The sequence below is a fragment of the Mycobacterium sp. DBP42 genome, from assembly GCF_005924235.1.
GTDB classification, from domain to species: domain Bacteria; phylum Actinomycetota; class Actinomycetes; order Mycobacteriales; family Mycobacteriaceae; genus Mycobacterium; species Mycobacterium syngnathidarum.
Genome location: NZ_VCMY01000008.1, coordinates 129,701 through 152,587, shown reverse-complemented (window position 1 = coordinate 152,587; position 22,887 = coordinate 129,701). Strand labels below are relative to the sequence as shown.

Annotated in this window: 22 protein-coding genes and 1 tRNA gene; 13 read left to right on the top strand and 10 right to left on the bottom strand. The window is 67.5% G+C overall.

What is annotated here, in order from left to right:
* The first annotated feature begins 39 nt into the window (after positions 1–39).
* On the top strand, positions 40–1,026 hold the full coding sequence (locus E0T84_RS11570) for an NAD-dependent epimerase/dehydratase family protein (RefSeq protein ID WP_070943411.1): 987 nt from the start codon (positions 40–42) through the stop codon (positions 1,024–1,026).
* An 18-nt stretch (positions 1,027–1,044) separates the two neighbouring features.
* Here the strand turns inward: E0T84_RS11570 and E0T84_RS11565 are convergent, their stop codons facing one another.
* Positions 1,045–1,827, bottom strand: a complete 783-nt coding sequence (locus E0T84_RS11565; protein ID WP_075909545.1) for a cutinase family protein — start codon at positions 1,825–1,827, stop codon at positions 1,045–1,047.
* A gap of 197 nt (positions 1,828–2,024) precedes the next feature.
* Here E0T84_RS11565 and E0T84_RS11560 point away from each other — a divergent pair, with 197 nt between their 5' ends.
* The 4 genes from E0T84_RS11560 to E0T84_RS11545 all read left to right on the top strand — a co-directional run bounded on the left by E0T84_RS11560 (position 2,025) and on the right by E0T84_RS11545 (position 6,145).
* Positions 2,025–2,897 (top strand): carbohydrate ABC transporter permease, encoded by an 873-nt coding sequence (locus tag E0T84_RS11560; protein WP_070189125.1) that lies wholly within the window; start codon positions 2,025–2,027, stop codon positions 2,895–2,897.
* Complete coding sequence (locus tag E0T84_RS11555) at positions 2,884–3,696, top strand: carbohydrate ABC transporter permease (protein WP_070943414.1); 813 nt, start codon at positions 2,884–2,886, stop codon at positions 3,694–3,696. The genes E0T84_RS11560 and E0T84_RS11555 overlap by 14 nt, the downstream gene beginning before the upstream one ends.
* Positions 3,697–3,814: 118 nt before the next feature.
* Entirely contained in the window at positions 3,815–5,101 is a 1,287-nt protein-coding gene (locus E0T84_RS11550; RefSeq protein WP_075909593.1) for a sugar ABC transporter substrate-binding protein, read from the top strand.
* A gap of 114 nt (positions 5,102–5,215) precedes the next feature.
* Positions 5,216–6,145, top strand: a complete 930-nt coding sequence (locus E0T84_RS11545; protein ID WP_165688706.1) for a DUF4349 domain-containing protein — start codon at positions 5,216–5,218, stop codon at positions 6,143–6,145.
* Here E0T84_RS11545 and E0T84_RS11540 read toward each other — a convergent pair.
* Both E0T84_RS11540 and E0T84_RS11535 read right to left on the bottom strand, forming a co-directional pair.
* Entirely contained in the window at positions 6,035–6,877 is an 843-nt protein-coding gene (locus tag E0T84_RS11540) for an energy-coupling factor transporter transmembrane protein EcfT (protein WP_070943416.1), read from the bottom strand. The two genes, E0T84_RS11545 and E0T84_RS11540, sit on opposite strands and share 111 nt — an antisense overlap.
* A complete protein-coding gene (locus tag E0T84_RS11535; RefSeq protein WP_070943417.1) occupies positions 6,874–8,919 on the bottom strand; it encodes an ATP-binding cassette domain-containing protein in 2,046 nt (681 codons plus the stop codon). The genes E0T84_RS11540 and E0T84_RS11535 overlap by 4 nt, the downstream gene beginning before the upstream one ends.
* Before the next feature lie 96 nt (positions 8,920–9,015).
* Between E0T84_RS11535 and E0T84_RS11530 the strand changes: the two genes are divergently transcribed.
* The 4 genes from E0T84_RS11530 to E0T84_RS11515 are packed head-to-tail and all read left to right on the top strand — an operon-like array spanning position 9,016 to position 11,912.
* Positions 9,016–9,504 (top strand): MarR family winged helix-turn-helix transcriptional regulator, encoded by a 489-nt coding sequence (locus E0T84_RS11530; RefSeq protein ID WP_120764852.1) that lies wholly within the window; start codon positions 9,016–9,018, stop codon positions 9,502–9,504.
* A 14-nt stretch (positions 9,505–9,518) separates the two neighbouring features.
* On the top strand, positions 9,519–10,739 hold the full coding sequence (locus E0T84_RS11525) for an MFS transporter (RefSeq protein WP_138744513.1): 1,221 nt from the start codon (positions 9,519–9,521) through the stop codon (positions 10,737–10,739).
* A 53-nt stretch (positions 10,740–10,792) separates the two neighbouring features.
* The gene (locus tag E0T84_RS11520; RefSeq protein WP_075909542.1) at positions 10,793–11,470 is read left to right on the top strand and encodes a YoaK family protein; all 678 of its coding nucleotides are present in this window, start codon (positions 10,793–10,795) and stop codon (positions 11,468–11,470) included.
* 28 nt (positions 11,471–11,498) lie between these two features.
* Complete coding sequence (locus E0T84_RS11515) at positions 11,499–11,912, top strand: VOC family protein (protein WP_070189149.1); 414 nt, start codon at positions 11,499–11,501, stop codon at positions 11,910–11,912.
* 53 nt (positions 11,913–11,965) lie between these two features.
* On the opposite strand, the gene E0T84_RS11510 is transcribed toward E0T84_RS11515, so the two are convergent.
* On the bottom strand, positions 11,966–13,027 hold the full coding sequence (locus E0T84_RS11510; protein ID WP_075909541.1) for an esterase-like activity of phytase family protein: 1,062 nt from the start codon (positions 13,025–13,027) through the stop codon (positions 11,966–11,968).
* Positions 13,027–13,761, bottom strand: a complete 735-nt coding sequence (locus tag E0T84_RS11505) for a VIT1/CCC1 transporter family protein (protein WP_138744512.1) — start codon at positions 13,759–13,761, stop codon at positions 13,027–13,029. The genes E0T84_RS11510 and E0T84_RS11505 overlap by 1 nt, the downstream gene beginning before the upstream one ends.
* 96 nt (positions 13,762–13,857) lie before the next feature.
* Here E0T84_RS11505 and E0T84_RS11500 point away from each other — a divergent pair, with 96 nt between their 5' ends.
* Positions 13,858–15,780: an acyl-CoA dehydrogenase gene (locus E0T84_RS11500; protein WP_138744511.1), complete on the top strand. Its 1,923-nt coding sequence runs from the start codon at positions 13,858–13,860 to the stop codon at positions 15,778–15,780.
* 5 nt (positions 15,781–15,785) lie between these two features.
* Here the strand turns inward: E0T84_RS11500 and E0T84_RS11495 are convergent, their stop codons facing one another.
* The gene (locus tag E0T84_RS11495) at positions 15,786–16,277 is read right to left on the bottom strand and encodes an LppP/LprE family lipoprotein (RefSeq protein ID WP_070943423.1); all 492 of its coding nucleotides are present in this window, start codon (positions 16,275–16,277) and stop codon (positions 15,786–15,788) included.
* Between the two features lie 108 nt (positions 16,278–16,385).
* Between E0T84_RS11495 and E0T84_RS11490 the strand changes: the two genes are divergently transcribed.
* Positions 16,386–16,700: a hypothetical protein gene (locus tag E0T84_RS11490; RefSeq protein ID WP_070943424.1), complete on the top strand. Its 315-nt coding sequence runs from the start codon at positions 16,386–16,388 to the stop codon at positions 16,698–16,700.
* Positions 16,701–16,723: 23 nt separating this feature from the next.
* On the opposite strand, the gene E0T84_RS11485 is transcribed toward E0T84_RS11490, so the two are convergent.
* Positions 16,724–16,796 (bottom strand) — tRNA-Asn (locus E0T84_RS11485).
* A gap of 176 nt (positions 16,797–16,972) precedes the next feature.
* Between E0T84_RS11485 and E0T84_RS11480 the strand changes: the two genes are divergently transcribed.
* Complete coding sequence (locus E0T84_RS11480; protein ID WP_019343335.1) at positions 16,973–17,236, top strand: hypothetical protein; 264 nt, start codon at positions 16,973–16,975, stop codon at positions 17,234–17,236.
* Positions 17,237–17,238: 2 nt separating this feature from the next.
* On the opposite strand, the gene E0T84_RS11475 is transcribed toward E0T84_RS11480, so the two are convergent.
* The 3 genes from E0T84_RS11475 to E0T84_RS11465 all read right to left on the bottom strand — a co-directional run bounded on the left by E0T84_RS11475 (position 17,239) and on the right by E0T84_RS11465 (position 20,786).
* Positions 17,239–17,535, bottom strand: a complete 297-nt coding sequence (locus tag E0T84_RS11475; protein WP_083339162.1) for a hypothetical protein — start codon at positions 17,533–17,535, stop codon at positions 17,239–17,241.
* Positions 17,536–17,596: 61 nt separating this feature from the next.
* On the bottom strand, positions 17,597–19,507 hold the full coding sequence (gene dnaG, locus E0T84_RS11470; protein WP_138744510.1) for a DNA primase: 1,911 nt from the start codon (positions 19,505–19,507) through the stop codon (positions 17,597–17,599).
* Positions 19,508–19,511: 4 nt separating this feature from the next.
* Positions 19,512–20,786, bottom strand: coding sequence for a deoxyguanosinetriphosphate triphosphohydrolase (locus E0T84_RS11465; protein ID WP_070189113.1), 1,275 nt, complete (start codon positions 20,784–20,786; stop codon positions 19,512–19,514).
* 59 nt (positions 20,787–20,845) lie between these two features.
* Here E0T84_RS11465 and E0T84_RS11460 point away from each other — a divergent pair, with 59 nt between their 5' ends.
* Positions 20,846–22,885, top strand: coding sequence for a YgcG family protein (locus tag E0T84_RS11460; protein ID WP_138744509.1), 2,040 nt, complete (start codon positions 20,846–20,848; stop codon positions 22,883–22,885).
* Positions 22,886–22,887 lie beyond the last annotated feature (2 nt).

Genomic DNA, 22,887 nt, shown 5'->3' with positions numbered 1-22,887 from the left:
TCAGCACAGCGGCACTGGTTGACGTACTAGCTTGACGTCATGCGCGTGATGGTCACTGGTGGCACCGGTTTTGTGGGTGGCTGGAGCGCGAAAGCGATTGCCGACGCCGGGCATTCCGTTCGTTTCCTGGTGCGCAACCCGGACCGGCTGCACACCAGCGTCGCCATGCTCGGCGTCGACATCTCCGATCATGCGGTCGGCGACATCACCGACCGCGACTCGGTCCTGCGGGCACTCGAGGGTTGCGACGCCGTGCTGCACAGTGCGGCATTGGTCGCGACCGATCCGAGCCAGACCGCGCAGATGATGAGCACCAACATGGATGGCGCACGGAACGTGCTCGGCGGCGCCGCAGAACTCGGCCTCGATCCGATCATCCATGTGTCGAGCATTACCGCACTGTTCAATCCCGACGTGGAGACACTGGACGCGGACCTACCGGTGTTCGGCGGGAATGACGGCTACGGGCGGTCCAAAGCACAGGTCGAGATTTACGCGCGCGGAATGCAGGACGCCGGCGCACCGGTGAACATCACCTATCCGGGCATGGTGATGGGACCCCCGGTGGGCAATCAGTTCGGCGAGGCCGGCGAGGGCGTCGCGGCCGCACTGCAACTCGGCGCCATCCCGGGGCGCAGTGCGGCCTGGACGATCGTCGACGGCCGGGATCTGGCGGCCCTGCATGTCGCCCTGCTGGAACCGGGTCGCGGTCCCCGGCGCTACATGGCCGGCGGGCATCGGATTCCGGTGGACCAACTGGCCAAACTGCTCACCGAGGTCGGCGACAAGCCGATGTTCGCCGTCCCGGTTCCCGACACCGTATTGCGCGTCGCCGGACAGGTACTCGATCGGGTGGGGCCCTTCCTGCCGTTCCAGACCCCGTTCACCGAAGCCGGGATGCAGTACTACACGCAGATGCCCGCTTCCGACGACTCACCGAGCGAACGCGACTTCGGCATCACCTACCGGGATCCGCGAATCACGCTGGCCGACACTGTGGCCGGATTCCGAGGCCTCGGCAGCTGACTGCCAGTCGTGCCGGCGTCAGTTACCGCCGATCTCGCCTGCCGTCTGCACCATCGGCGCCGAGGGGGCCGCACCGCCGAGCTGACGGGCTGCGAAATCGGCTGCCTGGATTGCCATCCCGTTGTCCTTGTAGGAGCTGTGGGCGGCGCGGTTCAGGCCACCGGGGAAGCAGATCGGGTCGCCGGGAGCACACAGCTGGATGGTCTTGGCCAGGTAGGGCTGCCCGATCGCGATGGGCGGTGCGCTGCGATCGGCCAGGCCCAGGATCCACTCGTCCGGCGTTCCGAACAAGGCCACGGCCGCGACGTGCGAGGCGATCGATGCCGGCATCGGACCGCTGATACCGGCGGGCAGGACGAATCCGGCGGGCACGGAGCTGGAGGTGGTGTAACCGGCCACGGCGGCGCCTTGCGAGTACCCGCCGAGCACGATCTTCGTCGCCGGGCAGTTCGCGGCGATGGACTGGATCCGGTTGCTGGCATCGGCGACACCGTCGGCCGCCTGGCCGAAGTTCAGCGATGCCGGGTAGTTCACCCCGTACACGTCCACCGTCTTGCCGGGTAGGTCTGCGGTGAGCGCGTCGACGAAAGCCTGGCCGGTGGCACCCACGCCGGGTGCCTCATTGGTGCCGCGGGCGAACACGACCTCGACGTCGGCACACGCGTCGGCCGCATTGGCCGAGGCGATCGGACCTGCCACCGATGCGAAGGCCAGGGCGGCCAGGCCGAGCACGGTGAACAGCACGGACTGCGCTGCCCTGGTTATCGAAGCGCCCGGTTGGACACGCTGCGCTGTGCTCATGAGTTGGCCCCCAGTCCTCTGCGTTTGTTACTTGCTAAAAGCGCAGAGCCGGGTCTCCGATTCCGGAACAGTCAAGTGATGTACGTCATCTGAGCAAACTGCCCGCATCGGGATTGCCCAGCAGGCTTTCGGCGTTGAGGTGGGGCTGCGCCTGCCCGGCGTGGCGTCCGCAGGTCGTGAACCGCTTTAATGGCCCGATGGCCACCTCGCGTGTCCGCACGACCGCACTGGGGTACGCGCTCGTCGCCCCCAGCCTGTTCGGCGTGGTCACCTTCCTGTTACTGCCCATGCTGGTGGTGGTCTGGCTGAGCCTGCAGCGGTGGGATCTGCTCGGCCCGATCGAGTATGTGGGGCTGGACAATTGGACGTCGGTGCTCACCGATTCCTCGTTCGCCACCTCGCTGGGGGTGACGCTGCTGTTCGTGGTACTCGTGGTGCCGGCCCAAACCGTTCTGGGGCTGGTCGCGGCCTCGCTGCTGGCGCGCGGACTCCCCGGCAACGGCTTCTTCCGCACCGTGTACGTGTTGCCGTGGATCTGCGCGCCCCTGGCCATCGCGGTGTTGTGGAAATGGATCCTGGCTCCCACGGACGGGGCGCTGAGCACTGTGCTCGGTCGGCAGGTGGACTGGCTCACCGATCCGGGGCTGGCCCTGCCGGTGGTGTCGGCGGTGGTGGTGTGGACCAACGTCGGCTATGTGACGCTGTTCTTCCTGGCCGGCATCCTCAACATCCCGGCCGATGTGCACAACGCCGCCCGCACCGATGGCGCCACCGACTGGCAGCGGTTCTGCCACATCACCCTGCCGATGCTGCGTCCGACCATGTTCTTCGTCCTGGTCACCGGCATCGTCAGCGCCGCGCAGGTATTCGACACGGTCTACGCGTTGACCGCGGGTGGGCCGCAAGGTCGCACGGACTTGGTGGCCCACCGGATCTACGCCGAGGCGTTCGGCGCGGCAGCGGTGGGCCGCGCCTCGGTGATGGCCATCGTGCTGTTCGTCATCCTCGTCGGCATCACGCTCCTTCAGCACGTCTACTTCCGCCGCAGGATCAGCTATGACCTCACGTAACGCGTTGATCTATGTGGGGCTGGCCCTGGGTGCTGTGATCACCTTGCTGCCTTTCGGCCTGGGGCTACTCACCTCGTTCACCTCCGCTGAGCAGTTCGCCACCGATCGCCCGCTGTCGCTGCCCGAGCCGCCGACGCTGGAGAACTACATCGGGCTGGCCGATGCCGGTTTCGGTCGCGCCGTCGTGGTCACCGCGTTGATGACCGCTGTCATCCTGCTGGGCCAGCTGGTGTTCTCGGTTCTGGCCGCCTATGCCTTTGCCCGGCTGCGGTTTCCCGGCCGCGACGCGCTGTTCTGGGTTTACCTCGCGACGTTGATGGTGCCCGCGACGGTGACCGTGGTCCCGCTGTATCTGATGATGGCCGAGGCGGGGCTGCGCAACACCTTCTGGGCGCTGGTGCTGCCGTTCATGTTCGGCTCGCCGTACGCGATATTCCTGCTACGCGAGTACTTTCGGACCATTCCGCGTGATCTGATCAACGCGGCCCGCCTCGACGGCGCCCACACGCTGGACGTCATCACCCACGTGGTACTGCCGGCGAGCCGGCCGATTCTGGTCACGCTGGCGCTGATCACAGTGGTGAGCCAATGGAACAACTTCCTCTGGCCGTTGGTGATCACGAGCGGCAGCAAGTGGCAGGTGCTCACGGTCGCTACGGCCGGGCTGCAGTCGCAGCACAACGCGCAGTGGACACTGGTGATGGCGGCGACCACGGTGGCGATCGTGCCGCTGATCGTGTTGTTCATCGTGTTCTCGCGCAACATCGTCCGTTCGATCGTCGTGACAGGCATCAAGTGATCGCCGAGATCAGCACCAGGGCTGTGAACTCAGCGCCTCGACGACCCTCGCGTCGATCTCGTGACAGGACACCGTCGTGAGGCGCTCGACGGCATTGGCCACCGGCCTGGCTCTGACCATGGCCGTCCTGCTCGTCGCCGCCGTCCTGCTCGGTCGCACGACCGAACAGGACGAAGGCCGCACGGTCGTCACCGTGCGGCTGTGGGACCCTCAGGTCGCGGCCGCCTACCGGGAATCCTTCGCAGAGTTCAGCAAGGAACACCCCGATATCGAGGTGCGGGTCAACACCGTGGCGTATTCGGCCTATTTCGACAGCCTGCGCACCGATGTGGCCGGTGGCAGCGCCGATGACATTTTCTGGCTGTCCAACGCCTACCTCGCCGGCTATGCCGACAACGGCCGGCTGCTCGACATCGGACAGATGTTGGGTGCCAACGCCGCCCGCGCCTGGGAACCCTCGGTGCTCAACCAGTTCACCCGCAACGACGCCCTGTGGGCGGTCCCGCAACTGACCGATGCCGGCATCGCGGTGTACTTCAACGCCGATCTACTCGACGCCGCCGGAGTCGATCTCGCCGAACTCACGGCGTTGCGTTGGTCCAACGGACCCGACGACACGCTGCGGTCGCTGGCCGCCCGGCTCACCGTCGACGAGCAGGGCCACGCGGCCGGCACCGACGGCTTCGACGTGGGGCGCGTCCGGCAGTGGGGCTACAACGCCGCCAACGACCTGCAAGGCATCTACCTCAACTACATCGGCTCGGCGGGCGGCATTTTCACCATCGGCGACCGCTTCGCGTTCGACAACCCGCAGGCCGCCGAGGCCTTCGAGTACCTGGTTCGGCTGATCAACGACGATCACGTCGCCCCGCCGGCCTCGGCCACCAACAACAACGGAGACTTCTCCCGCAACATGTTCCTGCAGGGCCGCATGGCGCTGTTCCAGTCTGGCACCTACAACCTGGCGGCCATCGCGAATCAGGCGCACTTCCGTTGGGGGGTGGTGATGCTGCCCGCCGGCCCGAAAGGTCGAGTCAGCGTCACCAATGGCATTGCCGCAGCCGCGAACTCGGCGACGCGCCATCCGGATGCGGTGCGCACGGTGTTGTCGTGGATGGGCAGCAAGCGCGGCAACGAATACCTTGGTGTCAAAGGTGCCGCCATCCCGGCCGTGCTGGCCGCCCAGCCGGTCTACCACGACTACTGGAAAGCGCGCGGTGTCGACGTCAGCCCCTTCTTCCGGGTGTTGAACGGGCCGCGGATCCCAGCACCTGGCGGGGCCGGCTTCCCGGCCGGATATCAAGCCCTCCAGCCATATTTCGACGAAATGTTCCTGGGCCGCCGCGATGTCGAGAAGACCCTGGCCGATGCGCAGTGGGCGGCCAATTCCGCAGCGGCCCGCTGATCGGGAGAAAACCCGGGCCCTGACGTCCCGCACTTCGCCTACATTGGGCTGATGCCCCAGCACACCAGTGCATCCCGCCACCGGATCACGGTCGCTCTGTTTGCCGCGGCCACCATGGCCTTCGCCCCGGCCTGCGCGGCCGGTCACTCACCCAATTCCTCGGCGCCGGCCGCGCCCCAGAGCGACGCCGGGTTCGCCCCAGCGGCCCCGGCGCCGGAAGCCGGGCCGGGAATGAAGACCGCGCCGGTGCCCGCCGAGGTCAAACGCGACATCGTCAAGACGGCATCGATGTCGATCACCACCGGCAGTCCGGCCGCGGTAGCGGACAAGGCCGTCTCGCTGGCCACCGATGCCGGCGGACGGGTCGACAGCCGCTCGGAGGACGCCGGCTCCAGTTCCGGCCGGGCCCACATCGCTCTGGCGCTTCGGGTCCCAGCCGCCAAACTCGAAGGCACCCTCGACGAGTTCAAGAAACTCGGCACGGTGCAGACCGTCGAGGTCCGCGCCGACGATGTGACATCACAGCGTGTCGATCTCGACGCCCGCATCACCGCCCTGCAGACCTCGGTGGACCGACTGCTGGGAATCATGCGCGACGCGAAGGACCCCGAGGCGTTGATCCAGGCAGAACAGGCGTTGTCACAGCGCCAGGCCGACCTCGACAGCCTGCGCGCGCAACGGACCCAGCTTGGCGATCAGATCGACTACAGCACAGTCAATCTCGATATCACCGCCGAGCAGATCGGCGGCCCGGCCCCGCAGTATCAGGGGTTCTGGGGGCAAGTCGAGCGTGGGTGGCACGGCTTGGTCTCGGTGGCCTCAGCAGCGGTGATGCTGTTCGGCCTGCTCCTGCCGTGGCTGGCGGTCGTGGTGATCGCGGCCGGGATCATCCTCGCGGGGGTCCGGCTGACCAGGTCACGTCCCGGTCCGCGGTCAGCGGCGGGGCAGGCTGGTCGGCAGGATGGTCAACTCCAGAGCCAGGGCGCTGCCGCAGACCAGGACGAGGACGGCGAAGGCGATCCAGTCCCGCCGGCGAGGGCGTGACGGCGCTGCCGAGATCTGGCCGGCGCCCCCGCGCGCGGTGATCGCATCGCCCATCTCGTCGCCGCGGCGCAATGCCACGGTGACGGCGGCAGCCAGCAGATCGATCAGGTTGGCCACGCGTTGTTTGCGCCGCGCCCGGAACGTCTCGGCCGGCTCGACGGGCCGCAACCGGTGCGCCGCATACAACGTCCGGAACTCGTCGATGAGCATCGGGAAAGCCCGCAGCGCCAAGGCAATCGTCACCGCCCAGTCATGCACGGGGATGCGCAGCAGTCGCAGCGGGCGGCCCAGCGTGGCCACCGCCGGCGCGACGTCGGCGACATTCGTGGTCCAGGACACCAGTGCGCCGAGACCCAGCAGCACGACCGACAACGCGGTGATCCGCAGGAAATTGAGCAACCCGCCCAGACCGACCTGCACCGATCCGATGTCGACGAACGGCGAGCCACCGGCCAGAGCGGCCAGCGCACCACCGATCAGCAGCAAGATCCACAGGAAGAACGGGATCGACGGCAGCACGCCACGCGGGATGCGTGCCAGCCGCGCGGTCACCAGGATCAGCACTGCGACGAACCCGATCGGCACCCATCCGGGGTAGAACGTCAGCAGCACGCCGATGCCCGCCACACCCAGCAACTTGGTGCCGGCCCACAGTCGATGGATCACGGTGTCGCCGGGTACCGGGCGCAGCAGCACGACGGGCTTGCGTTGGCCCTGTGCCGGGGCGCTCATCGGGAACCTCCGGCGGCCGTCGGGGCCAGGGCCAGTTCACCCTGGTGTAGGTGCAGCGTGCGCGGGCACAGGCCTTCCAGGCCGGTGAAGTCGTGCGAGATGACCACCACGGTCAACCCGTTGTTGTGCCGCAGATCCTCCAGCAACCGCAGCAGCCCCCGCTGACTGGCGGCGTCGAGTCCGGCCAGCGGCTCGTCGAGGATCAGCGCGCGCGGAGAGCGGGCCAGCAATCCGGCCAGCACGACGCGGCGCATCTGACCGCCCGACAGCTGATCGATGCGGCGCTGGGCCAGCGCCGCATCCAGTCCGACCATCTCCAATGCGCCCGAGATGCGAGCGTCCTCACGCACCGAGAACCCCGCGGCCGAGGCGATTTCACGGCCCACGGTGCTGCGCATCAATTGCAGGCGGGCAGCCTGGAACGAGATCGCCACCGAGCCCACCTGCTGGGACACGGGCGCCCCGTCGAGCAGGCAGGCGCCATAGGTGGGAACCGTCAGCCCGGCCATGATCCAGGCCAGCGTCGACTTGCCGGAGCCGTTCAGGCCGTGCACCAGGACACCGTCACCCTCGTTGACGGTGAACGTGATGTCGCGCAAAGCCGTTTTCGCCCAAGGGGTTCCGCTGGCGTATTCGTGTCCCACACCCGTGAGCTCGAGCACCGGAGCGCTGTGGTGGGCGGTGGTCGTCGCAGCCACGGGCACCGCGGAGGTCTGCACCATGTCGGTGTTGTCGGCGGTGCCACCGTTGCCGCTGAGGGCCACCGTTCGATCGGCGGAATCAGCCTCGTCGTTGTAATGCGTGATGTGCACCAAGGACATCCGGTGGTGATCGGTCAGCCCCGACAAGACGTTCATCAGTGTGTCGCGGCCCTGCTGATCGACCATGCTGGTGACCTCGTCGGCGATCAGCATCGAGGGTTCGCGAGCCAGCGCGCCGGCAACTGCCAGCCGTTGCAGTTCGCCACCGGACAGTCCCCCGGTGTCACGCTCGGCCAGGCCGTCGAGCCCGACTTCAGCCAGCAGCCGCTCGACATCGGCGGTCGCGCCGACGGGAAGTCCCCACACCACGTCGTCTGCCACGCGGGTCCCCAGCACCTGGCTTTCCGGATGCTGCATCACCACTGCGGTGCCGCCGATGCGGCCCAGCCCCACGGCCCCGGCCCGCTCGATGCGGCCCGACGTGGGTTGGCGCCCGGCCAATATGAGCATCAGGGTGGTCTTTCCCGAGCCGTTCGGCCCGGTCACCGCGACATGCTCGCCGGGTTGTAGTTCCATCGACACCGGACCCAACGCGTCACGCTCGACGCCCGGGTACCGGAACCGCACGTCGGTCAGCCGGGCAGGCACCGGTGCGGGTGTGGCTCCGTCGTCCTCGTCGGCGCCATCGAGTTTGTGGACGTCGGGAACGCCGAGCAGCCGCGCCAGGATGCGCGACAACGCCCACCAACCGATCATGCTGACCGAGGTGATGCTGGTGATGCCGAGGAGCAGCATCAGCAGCGGCCAATAGTCCAGCATGGTGGCGAATGTCGCGCGCAGCGGTGCGGCCGCCGCGTCCAGCACCGGGATGCGATCGAGGACCTTGGCGATTCCCTCGATACCTGCGCTCAGTGAGTCGAAGATCAGGCTGCGCAGTCGCGTCAGCACGGTCAGCGCCACGATGATCGCCGCTCCGAACAGCGCACCGGCCACGATGGACGCACAGAACGCCGTGCCGGTACCGCGGCCACGGCGCTTGACCACGCCGGTGAGCCCGCCGATGTAGGCGCAGTCGACGACCGTCATCGCGCCGCCCATGCCCGCGATCAGAAACGCGATGGTGCCGGCCGCGACGGTGGCGGCCAGCAGGACCCTCAGCCGGTAGCGGTAGGCCAGCAGCCCCATCGGCACCGTTCCCAGGACCGAAAGCCCGCCGGCGAACGGCACCACCACGGCGATGATCGCGGTGGCCGCGCACAGCGCTGCCATCACCGAGGCCTGCGCAAGCTCGCCGGGGGTAAGGCCGCGCCGAGGCGTCGTCGCCGGGGGTTTCGCGGTCATCGTTCGATTCTGCCAGCCGCGATCGCGGCTGTTGGTTGCCCGTCGTGTGAGCGAGAGCACGCCCGACGACTAGACTACATAGCAAATCTATGTAATATGGTGGTCATGTCGACTCCGACCAAGGATGCCACGGTATCCGACCACGCCGAACTCGGCGCTGACCTGCTGTCAGTCGTCGCCCGGTTGAATCGGCTGGCCACCCAGCGCGCCCGGCTGCCACTGCCCTGGGCCCAGGCCCGCCTGCTGTCCACCATCGAGGACCAAGGCGAGGCACGAATCTCCGACCTCGCCTACCTCGACCACTGTTCGCAGCCGACGATGACCACGCAGGTTCGCCGCCTCGAAGACGCCGCCCTGGTGTCACGCACCCCCGACCCCGGCGACGCCCGCGCGGTACTGATCCGCATCACCGACCAGGGCCGGCAGACCCTGGAGCAAGCCCGGGCAGATCGCGCCGCCGCGATCAACCCGCGGCTCGAACGCCTCAGCGCCGAGGAGCGCAAGACGCTGGCCGCCTCCGTCGACATCATTCGACGGTTGCTCACCGACGTCGACGAGCATCCCCTGTCGCCAGAAACCAGTTAGGAGTCAACGCCCCGATGTGGCGCCAACCCAAGGCCGTATGGGCCGTCGCTTTCGCCTCCGTCGTCGCCTTCATGGGCATCGGACTGGTCGATCCCATCCTCAAACCGATCGCCGACAACCTCAGCGCCTCGCCGTCGCAGGTGTCGTTGTTGTTCACCAGCTACATGGCGGTGATGGGCGTGGCGATGCTGATCACCGGTGTGGTGTCCAGCCGGATCGGCCCCAAGCGCACGCTGCTGCTCGGCCTGGTGATCATCATCGCCGGGGCCGGCCTGGCCGGGATGAGCGACACCGTCATGCAGATCGTCGGCTGGCGCGCACTGTGGGGCCTGGGCAACGCCCTGTTCATCGCCACGGCGCTGGCCACCATCGTCAACTCTGCCAAAGGCTCTGTGGCACAAGCCATCATCCTCTATGAAGCGGCACTCGGCCTGGGCATCGCGATCGGCCCGCTGGTCGGCGGCGTCCTCGGCTCGATCTCCTGGCGCGGCCCGTTCTTCGGCGTCTCGGCGCTGATGGCCTTCGCCCTGGTGATCACCGCGTTCCTGCTGCCGGCCACACCACGGGCTGAACGCGCCACCACCCTGGCAGATCCGTTTCGGGCATTACGCCACCGCGGGTTGCTCGGCGTCGCGATCACCGCGCTGCTCTACAACTTCGGGTTCTTCACCCTGCTGGCATTCACCCCCTTCCCGCTGAACATGACCGCCCATCAGATCGGGCTGATCTTCTTCGGCTGGGGTCTGGCATTGGCGTTCACCTCCGTGGTCGTCGCCCCGCGGCTGCAACACCGCTTCGGCACCGTTCGGGTGCTGATCCTCAACCTGCTCGCCTTCACCGCGGTGCTGACCGTGATGGCGGTGTGGACGGATTCCAAGACCGTGCTGGCCTCGGGCGTCGTGATCGCCGGCCTGTTCATCGGCATCAACAACACCCTGATCACCGAGACCGTGATGAAAGCCGCCCCGGTGGAGCGCGGTGTGGCCTCGGCCGCCTACAGCTTCCTGCGGTTCGGCGGTGCCGCCGTCGCGCCGTGGCTGGCCGGGGTGCTCGGCGAGCAGGTCAGTGTGCACCTGCCCTATTGGGTCGGTGCGGCCGCGGTGCTGGCCGGTGCCGGTGTGCTCACCCTGACCCGGCCGCACCTGGTCGGGATCGACGTCGAAGAGACGGCAGAGTCCGAACTCGACGAGCTGACCGAGGAAGCGACCGCGGTCACCGTCGGCAGCGACAGCTGACGCCGCGGGTCCAATCCGTCCCGAGCTCCGGCAAAGCTGCCCACAATGGGTGAATGTCGCAACAGCTCGACAGCGAGGCCCGATTGTCCTGGCTGCTGGCCGGCCTGGCCGGAGTGTTGGGGGCTGCGGCATTCACCCATTCGGCCGGATACTTCGTCACCTTCATGACCGGCAACACCGAACGCGCGTTCCTCGGGCTGTTTCAAGGTGAGGAATGGCTGGCGATCGGCGCGGCGCTACTCATCGCAGCCTTTGTCGCCGGAGTGGTGATCGCGTCGCTGTGCCGCCGCCACCTGTGGGTCAACCATCCTCATGGCGCGACGGTGCTGACCACGTTCGCACTCGTGGTGGCCACGGCGGTCGACACCGTGATGAAAGGCTGGACCGCCCCAGACGTGCCGTTCATCCCAATCGCGTTCGTGGCGTTCGGTATCGGTGCCCTGAACACCTCTTTCGTCAAGAACGGTGAGGTGTCGATCCCGCTGAGCTACGTGACCGGGACGCTTGTGAAGATGGGCCAGGGCATCGAACGTCACATCAGCGGGGGGAAGCTGACCGATTGGCTCGGCTACTTTCTGCTGTGGGCCGGATTCGCCGGTGGCGCCGTCGTCGGCGGTCTTGTCAGCGTGGTGGTCAGCGGATCGCAGATGCTGTTGGTCGCCACCGTCATCTGCGGGATCACCGCTGCCTACACCTACTTCTACTTTGATCGGCACGCGCTGTTGAAGTAGAAGTTCCGGGCCGCCTATGCTCGGGCCGATGTCATCGGTCTGGCCCATCCTCCACTACGACGACACCCGAACGGCGCTGCGATTCTTCGTCGAGGTGTTCGGCTTCGAGGAGGTCGTCACCGCAACAGACGACCAGCAAGACATCGTGCACGCCGAATTACGTTGGCCCGGAGGTGGATCTCTGGTTTTCGGATCGACCAGGCACACCGACAGCGTGCACGGATCGATGAAGTCCGGCGCGTCCGCCGTCTACGTTGCCACCGACGATGTAGACGAAGTACACCGCCGGGTCTCTGCAGCGGACCTCGGCACCGTGGTCGTTGCACCGGCCATGACAAAGTTCGGCTCCGGTGACGCCGCCTACGCGTTCACCGCCGCCGACCCGGAGGGCAATCTGTGGACCTTCGGCACCTATCCAGGTCGCGACGCAAGAATCACGTGATCCGGCAGGTCACGACCTCTGAGCACAATCTCGACGGCGTTACCCCAAAACTCTCACAGCGCGAACAACAGGAATTGCGTCACCTGGGTGGGCGAGAAATTGTCGTCGCTGACCCCGATCACCGCCTGCCGACCGTCGGGGAGCTTGGGCCCCAACGTGATTCCCTCGATGTTGTCCAGCGGCGACAGGCCCGGCGTGGTGGTGAGATCGGCCACCAGCGTCTTGCTCAGCTCTGTGGAGCCCTCGACCACGCTCGCGCGGTAGATCCGCACCGCCACGTGCGTGCCGAATCCGCGCTCGATCACGAGAAAGTTCTCGTCGTCGAGGGCGACCAGGTCGGACAAACCGTTCATGCCGCCCGGCCCGGCACTCACCGGGTCCAGCCGGTACCGGTATTGGCCGTCGACCGCCCCGGAGTCCGCGTCGAAGCAGACAACGCGAGTCGATGCGCCGTGCTGTGCGTCGGGCGGTGGACCGTCGTCGTAGCCGGGCCCCTCCATGGCTGCCCACAGATGGCGTCCATCCGGGGTGAGCGTCAGACCTTCCAGCGTGTTGTTGCGCCGTGGCCCATGCTCATCGGCCGACATCCGGAAGCCCCCGGGCAACGCGAACTCACCCAGGAAGCTGCCGTCGAGGCCCGCGGTCCGAACCCACGGGTCCAGCAGGATCGGCGCACCCGGGCCCTGGGCCCGCCGCTCCCCCTCGCTGGTCCAGTACAGCCGTTGTCTTCCGGCATCGAACGCGATGGCCTCGGGATCCGGTGGAACCGCAGGTGGCACCGCGGCAGTGTCCAACGGGCGGAACGGTTGTCCGTCGCGGTCCAGCCAGGGGCGGGTGCCGACGAATTGGACCTCACCGACACCGTTGTCCGACAGCGTGATCCGCGCGGTGTAGAAGCGCGCCGAGTTCTTGGCGGAACGGTCGTCGCTGATGATGTAGTACAAGTCGGCAGCCGGGTCGTAACTGATTCCCGACAGCCCGCCGATCACCGTACCGTCCAGCATCGCGCCGGAGGCAATCTGGCGCTGTCCCAGAAACTCGAAACCTGCTGCGGCGTTCGAGGGGGCACAACCGGCCACGACCAGGAGCCCGGCGGCCAGGATTCGGTACCGCATCAGGTGATGACGGCCCCGACCAAGATGCCGACGACGTAGGTCGCCGCGATCGCGACGGCTCCGAACAGCAGTTGCCGCAACCCAGCCACGGCGATCGGCTTACGGGTGAACTTGGCCGCCACCGCACCGGCGATCAAGAGACCCACGCCACCGCAGGCCAGCCCCGCCCACAAGGACTCGAAGCCGAGCAGGTACGGGATCAGCGGGATGATCGCACCGATCGCGAACATGACGAAGGACGAGCCACCGGCCACCCACGGCGACGGCTTCTCGGTCGGGTGCACGCCCAGTTCCTGCACGAGATGAAAGTTCACCGCCCGATTCTCGTCACGGTGGATCTCCTCGCCGGCTTTGGTCGCCGTCTCGGCCGTCATCCCCATCTCCTGGAGCATGGCCACCAGTTCGGCCTGCTCTGCCGTGGGGTTCTTCAGGAACGACCGACGCTCCACCCGTACCTCGGAATCGACCTGCTCGTTGGCGGTGGTCACCGAGGTGTACTCGCCGAGCGCCATCGAGAACGCGCCGGCCAGCAGCCCGGCCACGCCGCTGAGCACCACGGTCTGAGCCGAAGCGCTGGCCCCGACACCGGCGATCAACGCGGTGTTGCTGACCAGACCGTCCATCGCGCCGAAGGTCGCCGCACGCAGCCAGCCCCCGGTGACGTCGGCATGCCGGTGATACGTCACATGCGGCAAGCCGGTGGGCGACAGGGATTTACCGACGGAGTCCGGCATGGCGCCAGTCTTTCGCGCACAGCTGACGCTTGTCCAGCAAGGCTTGCCTTGCCACCAACCGCAGCACAGCGGCGGCCATACGCGTTACCGTCGGATATGACCTCCACTGCCGAACATCTGCGAAATGCGCTGGACGGCCGCTGGCGCGACGTCAAAAATGCCATGCGAGCCAGGTTGTCCGACGAGATCTTCCGACCCCACTACACCCCGAACACCGTCATCGCCCGGGCCAAGGTGGCCGAGCAACTCAAGATCATGGCCGCGGCCGGGGCAGCCGAGGACGGCTTCCGCAAAGAGCACGGCGGCAACGGCGACGTCGGCGCCGCCATCACCCAGATCGAGATGCTGGCCATGAGCGATCTGTCGCTCATGGTGAAGGCCGGCGTGCAATGGGGCCTGTTCGGCGGCGCCATCGAGAATCTGGGCACCGAACGTCACCACAAGGCCTATGTGCGCCGACTCATCGACCTGGACCTGCTGGGCTGCTTCGCGATGACCGAGACCGGCCACGGAAGCGACGTCCAGTCGCTGGAGACCACCGCCACCTACGATCCGGCGACCCAGGAATTCGTCATTCACTCCCCCACTCCCACCGCACGCAAGGACTACATCGGTGGTGCTGCCGAAACCGCGAGGGTGGCAGCCGTTTTCGCGCAGTTGATCACCCCGGACGGCGAGGGGCACGGCGTGCACTGTCTCGTGGTGCCCATCCGTGACGACATGGGCAACGACATGCCCGGCGTGACCACGTCGGACTGTCACTACAAGGGCGGCCTGCCCGGCGTCGACAACGGGCGCATCGTGTTCGACCACGTACGGGTTCCGCGCGAAAACCTGCTCAACCGCTACGCCGACGTCGCCCCCGACGGCACCTACAGCTCACCGATCGAGAACTCCGGCCGACGGTTCTTCACGATGCTGGGCACCTTGATCCGCGGCCGCGTCACCGTCGGTGGCAGCGCGTCGGCCGCGGCGCGGGTGGCCCTCGACATCGCCACCCGATATGCGTTGGAACGCAGGCAGTTCGAAGCACCCAAGAGCGATGACGAAGTCCTCATCATGGACTACCTGGTGCATCAACGCCGACTGCTGCCGCTGATCGCCAAGTCCTACGCGCTGCAGTTCGCTCAGAACGAGCTGGTGGCCAAATGCCATGAGTTGCAGACCTCCGACGATCCCGACGCCGAGGAGCAGCGCGAACTCGAGGCCCGCGCGGCCGGTCTGAAGGCCGCCAACACCTGGCACGCCAGCCGGGCCATCCAGGAAGCGCGCGAAGCCTGTGGCGGTGCGGGCTATCTGGCCGAGAACCGGCTGATCGCCCTGCGCGCCGATACCGACGTCTTCACCACGTTCGAAGGCGACAACCATGTGCTCACGCAGCTGGTGGCCAAGGAACTACTCACTGCCTACGCCGACGACATCAAGGGTATGAGCCCAGTCGAATGGGTCCGGTTCGCGGCCAACTACGCCGGTGAACGGGTACTGAAACGCACTGCCGCAGAGACCATCATCCAGACGATCCTCGACACCCGTCAGGACAACGAGGAGGAAGGCAGCCTCTTCAACCGCGGCACGCAGGTCAAGATGTTCGAAGACCGCGAGGAGTACATGCTGGCCTCGGTGGCGCGGCGGCTGCAGGGCAAGTCCAAGGAGATGTCGGCCTTCGAGGCGTTCAACCATGTGCAGGACCACGTGCTGCACGCCGCACAGGCCCACATCGATCGCGTCATCCTGGAAGCGTTCGTCGCGGGCATCGACGCCTGCGAGGACGAGACCGCACGCGAACTCCTCCAGGATGTCTGCGACCTCTACGCGCTGTCGGTGATCGAGGACGACAAGGCTTGGTTCATCGAGCACCGGTTCCTGTCCACCGAACGCGCCAAGGCCGTGACGCGGGGGATCAACGAACGCTGCCGCTCACTGCGCCCGCACGTCGAAACCCTCGTCGACGGGTTCGGCATCCCCGAGCAGTTGCGCTACGCAGCGATGCTCGACCCGGACGAACTGGTCAACGGCTGAGTGGCTCAGGGCTTCGGAATCGGGTCGACGGCAACGAGTTTGCCGTCGTCTCCGATCCGGAACCGCACGGTGGCGATACCGGTCGGTGACGTGGCCGAGTCCTGGCCCTGCTGCCACTGGTAGTTCACCACCACGCTGTCATCGGCATTGGTGACGACGTTGATGTAGGGCCGCGGCTCCGGGGTGGCCGGACCGATCGGACTCTGCCGGTCGAAGAACAGCAGCTGCCCGACACTGTTGGGCTCGGGGTTGGTCTGGCCCACCTGGACCCAATAGAGCCGGCAGTTGAGCGTGTGGCCCGTGCCGATCTGTCTCCACTGCCGGCCGGCTTCCGGCGCGGGCAGTTTTGCTATCTCATCGGCGATCGTGTCGGCGCTCGGGCCATCCGACGGCGCGCAAGTATCGGGCTTCGGGGGCGGCGCCGACGGTGGGCTCCAGCCGCAACCAACCGCGAGGAGACCGACAAAGGCGACGATGGCGATCAGCCGTGGGTGCACACCCCGAGGGTAGCGAATCAAACCGGCTCAGCGAGTGGGCTGACGGCGGCGCGTCGATAGGTGAGACTGTTTGCGATCCGACTCGCACACACCCCCAAGGAGACACCGATGGCTTGGTTCCTCGCCATGGAAGGCCCCGCCAACAAGGCCGTGCTCTACCAACTGCAGGAATCGGTCAACGTCCAGCAGATCGCCGAGGAGATGGCCAGCGCGGCCACCCTCGATCGCGCCGTACCCGTCCCGGCGGTGCTGCAGAACAACCGGCAACAGGTGACGGTGTACGTGCGGCCGGCGGCCTGGGGTGTGTGGACGTTCTATCAATTGTCCGAAGAGGAGCGGAAAGCGCTCGCGTCGGCATCCAATCCGCTGGTGGAGGCGCTCACCCAGGCGGCCCGTCAGGCCCAGACCCGGCCCCAGTCCTAGAGGCTGGGAGTTTCGAGAACTTGCTCCCCCGGATGGACTCGAACCATCAACCGCCCGATTAACAGTCGGGAGCTCTGCCAATTGAGCTACAGGGGACTACCTTCCGCGGAAGCTCCGCGGCCGAGCGTTGACTCTAGCGTACGGACCGCCGCTGTCGCCAACTCGCTCCCGGACGGGCGCGCCGGGGCGGCGGTGAGGCAGGATGGAGCCCACACACCTGCAGTCTGGGGAGCACATCGCTGCGGGAGGCCCGTCGCTTTGGGAGGAATTCTGTGATCCGCTACGCCGCCGTGATCGCCGTCGGCTATGTGCTGGGCGCCAAGGCCGGACGACGCCGCTATGAGCAGATCGCCAGCACCTACCGGGCGGTGACCGCCAATCCGGCCACCAAGGCGGTTCTGGACGCCGGGCGGCGCAAGATCGCCAAGCGGGTGTCGCCTGACCCGCAGTTCCTCACGTTGACCCCCATAGACGCAGAAACGTCGGTGTTCTCCACGAAGGAGAGCACCGACGGTTCGGCGAAAACTCGCTGGTAGGGCTAGCCGATCCCCTGGTTGATCGACGTGCCGGGCAGCAGCGGGCCGGTGACGAATCCGCCATTGCCGCCTGCGCCGACCCACGGCGTGCCGACGTTGGCAGGCATGCCGTTCGAGTAGGACAGGCACTTGCCGTCCTCCTTGTTGCCGAACCAGGCCAGGCAGGCCGGCTGGGCCGAGACCTCGGGACCGGCGGTGGACGTCGCCAAGAACGCCGGGGCGGCCGCTGCAGCGCCGGTGGCCAGCGCGAATGCGCCGACTGCGACGTAGCGCCGTGTCTTCGTGCTGAACAGTGTCACCGGGTTCGCCTCTTTCGCGTGTAGTGGCCCGACTGCCCTCACCCTATCGCGATGTGGGCCCTCACGCAGTCAGGTCGTCGCCGCTGGCCTGTTCGAGCAGGCTGCGCCGGTAGGACTCCATGGCCACCAGGTCACCGAAGAGAGCGTGATATTCGTCTCCCTGCTCTACCGGCGACATGCGTTGCAGCTTGGACTTCACCTCGGCGATCTGGCGGCCCACCCACACCTCCTGCAGGCGGGCCAGCACGCTGCTGATGTAGCGCGGCAGGTGCTCGTCGTCCTCGACGTTGATGGCCTCCACGCCCAGCTCGTTGACCAGGCCGGCCGCCGCAGGCGCCGCGGCCTGCTCACGGACGGCTTCGATCCACTGCGCCCCGGATTTGCCCGCCGCCGTGCCGCCCGCCGCCTCGATTGCCGACCGCACCGCGGCATAGCCGGGATGGGTGAAGCTCTCGACGGTCAGCGAGTCGAACACCGGCCCGGCGATCGCCGGATATTGCAGCCCGGCCTTGAGCGCCTCACGCTGCGGCCACAGTGTCGGGTCGGAGGGATTGGGGCGGCCGATGTGTTCCGGTACGGGGGTCTGCCTGGGCCTCGCCTGTTGTCGCGCGGACTGACGCCGTGAGTCCTTGCGGCCGCCACTGGCTTCCTCCCGCACGCGGCCGATCACCTGTGCGACGTTGTCCCAGCCGACCCAGCCGGCCAGCTGCCGGGCGTACTCGTCGCGCAGTGTCGGGTCTTTGATGCGAGCCGCCATCGGCACGCAGCGCCGCAGCGCGGCCACCCGACCCTCGGCGCTGTCGAGGTCGTGTTCGGCCAGCGCACTGCGAATCACGAACTCGAACAACGGGGTTCGCCGTGCCACCAGATCGCGTACGGCGCCGTCGCCGGAGCGCAGTCGCAGGTCGCACGGGTCCATACCGTCGGGAGCCACCGCCACGAACGACTGTCCGGACAGGTTCTGCTCACCCTCGAACGCTTTCACCGCGGCGGCCTGACCGGCGGCGTCACCGTCGAACACGTAGATGAGCTCGCCGCGGAAGAAGTTGTCGTCCATCATCAGCCGGCGCAGCATCGACAGGTGCTGTTCGCCAAACGCGGTGCCGCACGAGGCCACGGCCGTGGTCACCCCGGCCAGGTGCATGGCCATCACGTCGGTGTAGCCCTCGACGACCACGGCCTGATGCCCCTTGGCGATGTCGCGTTTGGCGCGGTCCAGCCCGAACAGCACCTGCGACTTCTTGTAGAGCACGGTTTCGGGGGTGTTGACGTACTTGGCCTGGTTCTGGTCGTCGTCGAACAATCGGCGGGCCCCGAAGCCGATGGTCTCACCCGAGGACACCCGGATCGGCCACAGCAGCCGGCGGTGGAACCGGTCCATCGGCCCGCGCTTGCCCTCCCGGCTCAGCCCGGCGGCCTCCAGCTCTTTGAACTCGAAACCCATGCGCCGCAAGTGCTTTGTCAGTGTGTCCCACCCCGACGGCGCGAACCCGCAACCGAACTGGGCGGCCGCGGCGGCGTCGAAGTTGCGCTCGGTCAGGTACTTGCGCGCCTCAGCCGCCTCATCCGAGGCCAGCGCCTGGGCGTAGAACTCCTGGGCGGCGGCATTGGCCGCCAGCAACCGGCTGCGACTGCCCCGGTCTCGCTGGACATTGGTCGTCGACGCGCCCGTGTAGGTGACGGTGTAGTTGACCCGATCGGCCAGCAACTCGACCGCCTCGACGAAACTCACGTGTTCGATCTTCTGGACGAAGGCGTACACGTCGCCGCCCTCACCACAGCCGAAACAGTGGAAGTGGCCGTGATTGGGCCGCACGTGAAACGACGGAGATTTCTCGTCGTGGAACGGGCACAGGCCCTTCATCGAGTCGGCCCCGGCCCGCCTCAGCTGGACGTAGTCGCCGACGACATCTTCGATACGAACTTTTTCACGGATGGCCGCGATATCGCGATCTGAAATCCGGCCGGCCACCGGCTCATTCTAGAGGTCTGGGTGAGCGTGCCTCGTGCACTCTTTCCAACCGGCTCTCGGTGTAGGACGCAATCTGGTCGATCACCACACGCAGCTTGGCGCCGTCGTCGGCGGCGAGATCGAATTCGGGCGCGAACTGGGGGTCGAGGCTGCCCGGAGCCTGCGCCCACAGCGCCAGGGCGACCTCATGGATGAGGGTGCGTTGGTCGGCCTGGATCTGCAGGTGCCGGTGGTCGGACATGATGAATTGCAGCGCCAGCATCTTGAGCAGCACCACCTCGGCGCGCACCAGAGGCGGCACCGCGAGCTCGGCGTCAAAGCGGCGCAGCGGCCCATCGCCGGCGACGGCCCTGGTCTGGGTGATCGCCGCATTCGCAAACCGCCCCACGAGTTCACTTGTCATGGTCTTCAGCGCGACCGAGGACGCCAACGTGCCGTCGTAGCGCCCGACCGCGGCCACCACCGGCACCCGGGACAACCGCTCGGCCGCAGCCAGTAGATCGTCGTGGGTGACACTGGGAAAGCTTCGGGCGCCCAGACCGGCCAGCGAGGCAGCGGCGTCGCGATCCCCGAGCACCCGCAGGTCGATGCGCCCGGAGATCACGCCGTCCTCGACGTCGTGCACGGAATACGCGACATCGTCGGCCCAGTCCATCACCTGCGCCTCCAGGCACGGCCGATCGGCAGGCGCACCTTCACGCACCCAGGCGGCGGCCTCGGCGTCGTCGTCGTAGAACCCGTACTTCTTCCGCGTGCCCAAACTGGACCACGGATACTTGGCCACCGCATCCAGCGCGGCCCTCGTCAGGTTGAGGCCCGCCGACCGCCCTTCGGCATCAAGAACTTTGGGCTCCAGCCGGGTGAGGATCCGGAAATTCTGGGCGTTGCCCTCGAACCCGCCGAACGATTTGGCGATCTCGTCGAGGGCCCGCTCGCCGTTGTGCCCGTACGGCGGATGCCCGATGTCGTGGGCCAGCCCGGCCAGATCCACCAGGTCCGGATCGCAGCCGAGCCCCACAGCCATACCGCGGCCGATCTGGGCCACCTCCAGCGAATGGGTGAGCCGAGTGCGCGGGGTGTCGCCGTGCCGCGGGCCGACCACCTGGGTCTTGTCGGCGAGCCGGCGCAGGGCCGCGCTGTGCAACACCCGGGCCCGGTCACGGGCGAAGTCGGTTCGGTGCTCGGTATCGGTGCCGGGCAGCACAGCAGCCTTGGGCGCCTCGACCACCAGACGTTGCCGGTCGAAGTCGTCATACCAGGACTGCGTATCCGCGTTCACCGACGCACAGTCTGCCAGGAAGCGACGCGCCAACCCCGCAGCGCACTAGATTGGCGGTCATGCGTATCGCCCGTCTGCTGTCCATGCTGCTCGCGATCCTGATGACCGGTCTCGTGGTCGCTCCCGCCGCCACCGCCGAACCGCCACTGCGGCTGGCAACCCAACTGACCGACAACGCGGGTGTGTTGTCGGCGGCCCAGCGCGGCAACGTGCAGCGTGCCATCGACCGGCTCTACGACGACCGCCACATCAAGTTGTGGGTGGTGTTCGTCGAGGACTTCGGCCGGCAGAATCCGGTCGGCTGGGCGCAGAACACCATGCGGCTGAGCGATTTCGGTGACGACGATGTGCTCCTGGCGGTCGCCACGGTGGACCGGGCATTCGCGTTCCAGGTGCCCGACACCGTCACCAATTCGGCGCGCGCCGACGACATCCGGCGCAACAGCGTCACACCGGCCCTGCGCCGGGACGACTGGCCAGGGGCCGCGATCGCCGCGGCCAACGGCTTGAACGCCGAACCCGAATCCCCTGCCGCGACCGGTGTGTCGTGGCCGGCCATGTTGATCGGCCTCGGCGTGGTACTGGTGCTGGTCGGCTTGCTGTGGTGGTGGTCGCGCCGGCGCCGGGCCAAGCGCCGCCGCGCCGAGTTCGAGGCCGCCAAGCGGGTCGACCCGACCGATCCCAACGCCCTGGCATCGGTGCCGCTGGAGGCGCTGGACGAGCTGTCCCGCTCGATCGTGGTCGACGTCGACAACGCCGTGCGCACCAGCGAGGCCGAGCTCGAGCTGGCCGTGGAGGAGTTCGGGGCCAAGCGCACCGAACCGTTCAGTGCGGCGCTGACGAACGCCAAAACGGCTCTGGCCCAAGCCTTCACCGTGCGCCAGACGCTCGACGACGACGCACCCGAGACCCCGCTGCAACAACGCCAGATGTTGACGCAGGTGGTGGTGTCAGCGGCCGGCGCCGACCGTGAGCTGGAAGTCCAGAGCCAGGCGTTCGAGCAGCTGCGCGATCTGGTGATCAACGCCCCGAGCCGGCTGGACGCCATGACCCGGCAGATGGTCGATCTCACCGCCCGCATCGATCCGTCCAGACAAACCCTGGACACCCTGCACACCCAGTTCGACGCGAGCGCCCTGACGTCGGTGGAGACCAACGTGGACACCGCCGAGGAGCGACTGGCCTTCGCCGACCGCAATATCACCGCCGCCCGCGACCTGGTATCCCGGCCGGCCAACGACCAGACCACGTTGGTGGACGCCGTCCGCTCCGCCGAGTCCGGGCTCGACCAAGCCCGCACCCTGCTCGACGCCGTCGACAGCGCGGCCTCCGACATCAACCGGGCCCTGGCCGGTCTGCCCGCGGCCATCACCGACATCCAGGCTGGCATCGAGCAGGCGAATTCGCTACTGGGTCAACCCGGTACGCCCCAGGCCGACAAGCTGAGCACCGCCCGGGACGCCGCCAAGAAGGCTGCCGACGACGCGACGGCCAACGGCAAGACCGACCCGCTGGGCACGTTCACCCGGTTGACCAAGGCCGACGCCGAACTCGATCAGCTGCTGGCCGGTGTCCACGAACAACAGGAGGCAGCCGAGCGGCTGGCCCGCGCGCTGGAGCAGGCGCTGTTCACCGCGCAGTCGCGGGTCAAGGCGGTGTCGGACTTCATCGAGACCCGGCGCGGCAGTATCGGCCCGGAAGCGCGTACCCGCCTGGCCGAGGCGCAGCGACAATTGCAGGCCGCCGATGCCAAGCGGGTCGCAAATCCGAACGAGGCGGTGGCGCACGCCAACGGCGCGTCGACGCTGGCCGCGCAGGCACAGGGTCTGGCCAACGATGACGTCCGCGCCGCGCAGCGGTCCTACACCTCGCAGTACGGCGGCGGTGGCGGGTCCGACATGGGTGCGGTGCTCGGCGGCATCCTCATCGGCAACATCCTGCGCGGAGGTGGCGGCTTCGGCGGCGGGTACGGAGGTGGCTTCGGCGGGGGCTTCGGCGGCGGCTTCGGCGGGGGCCGCGGCATGGGCCGCCCGACGTCCTACGGCGGCTCGTCCCATTCGTCGGGCCGCAGCTACAGCGGCGGTGGCGGTCGCTTCTGATC

What these genes read in the sequence shown, in the direction of transcription:
- E0T84_RS11570 (WP_070943411.1), top strand. Translation starts at nt 40, where the DNA reads ATGCGCGTGATGGTCACTGGTGGCACCGGTTTTGTGGGTGGCTGGAGC.
- E0T84_RS11565 (WP_075909545.1), bottom strand. Translation starts at nt 1,827, where the DNA reads ATGAGCACAGCGCAGCGTGTCCAACCGGGCGCTTCGATAACCAGGGCA.
- E0T84_RS11560 (WP_070189125.1), top strand. Translation starts at nt 2,025, where the DNA reads ATGGCCACCTCGCGTGTCCGCACGACCGCACTGGGGTACGCGCTCGTC.
- E0T84_RS11555 (WP_070943414.1), top strand. Translation starts at nt 2,884, where the DNA reads ATGACCTCACGTAACGCGTTGATCTATGTGGGGCTGGCCCTGGGTGCT.
- E0T84_RS11550 (WP_075909593.1), top strand. Translation starts at nt 3,815, where the DNA reads ATGGCCGTCCTGCTCGTCGCCGCCGTCCTGCTCGGTCGCACGACCGAA.
- E0T84_RS11545 (WP_165688706.1), top strand. Translation starts at nt 5,216, where the DNA reads ATGGCCTTCGCCCCGGCCTGCGCGGCCGGTCACTCACCCAATTCCTCG.
- E0T84_RS11540 (WP_070943416.1), bottom strand. Translation starts at nt 6,877, where the DNA reads ATGAGCGCCCCGGCACAGGGCCAACGCAAGCCCGTCGTGCTGCTGCGC.
- E0T84_RS11535 (WP_070943417.1), bottom strand. Translation starts at nt 8,919, where the DNA reads ATGACCGCGAAACCCCCGGCGACGACGCCTCGGCGCGGCCTTACCCCC.
- E0T84_RS11530 (WP_120764852.1), top strand. Translation starts at nt 9,016, where the DNA reads ATGGTGGTCATGTCGACTCCGACCAAGGATGCCACGGTATCCGACCAC.
- E0T84_RS11525 (WP_138744513.1), top strand. Translation starts at nt 9,519, where the DNA reads ATGTGGCGCCAACCCAAGGCCGTATGGGCCGTCGCTTTCGCCTCCGTC.
- E0T84_RS11520 (WP_075909542.1), top strand. Translation starts at nt 10,793, where the DNA reads ATGTCGCAACAGCTCGACAGCGAGGCCCGATTGTCCTGGCTGCTGGCC.
- E0T84_RS11515 (WP_070189149.1), top strand. Translation starts at nt 11,499, where the DNA reads ATGTCATCGGTCTGGCCCATCCTCCACTACGACGACACCCGAACGGCG.
- E0T84_RS11510 (WP_075909541.1), bottom strand. Translation starts at nt 13,027, where the DNA reads ATGCGGTACCGAATCCTGGCCGCCGGGCTCCTGGTCGTGGCCGGTTGT.
- E0T84_RS11505 (WP_138744512.1), bottom strand. Translation starts at nt 13,761, where the DNA reads ATGCCGGACTCCGTCGGTAAATCCCTGTCGCCCACCGGCTTGCCGCAT.
- E0T84_RS11500 (WP_138744511.1), top strand. Translation starts at nt 13,858, where the DNA reads ATGACCTCCACTGCCGAACATCTGCGAAATGCGCTGGACGGCCGCTGG.
- E0T84_RS11490 (WP_070943424.1), top strand. Translation starts at nt 16,386, where the DNA reads ATGGCTTGGTTCCTCGCCATGGAAGGCCCCGCCAACAAGGCCGTGCTC.
- E0T84_RS11460 (WP_138744509.1), top strand. Translation starts at nt 20,846, where the DNA reads ATGCGTATCGCCCGTCTGCTGTCCATGCTGCTCGCGATCCTGATGACC.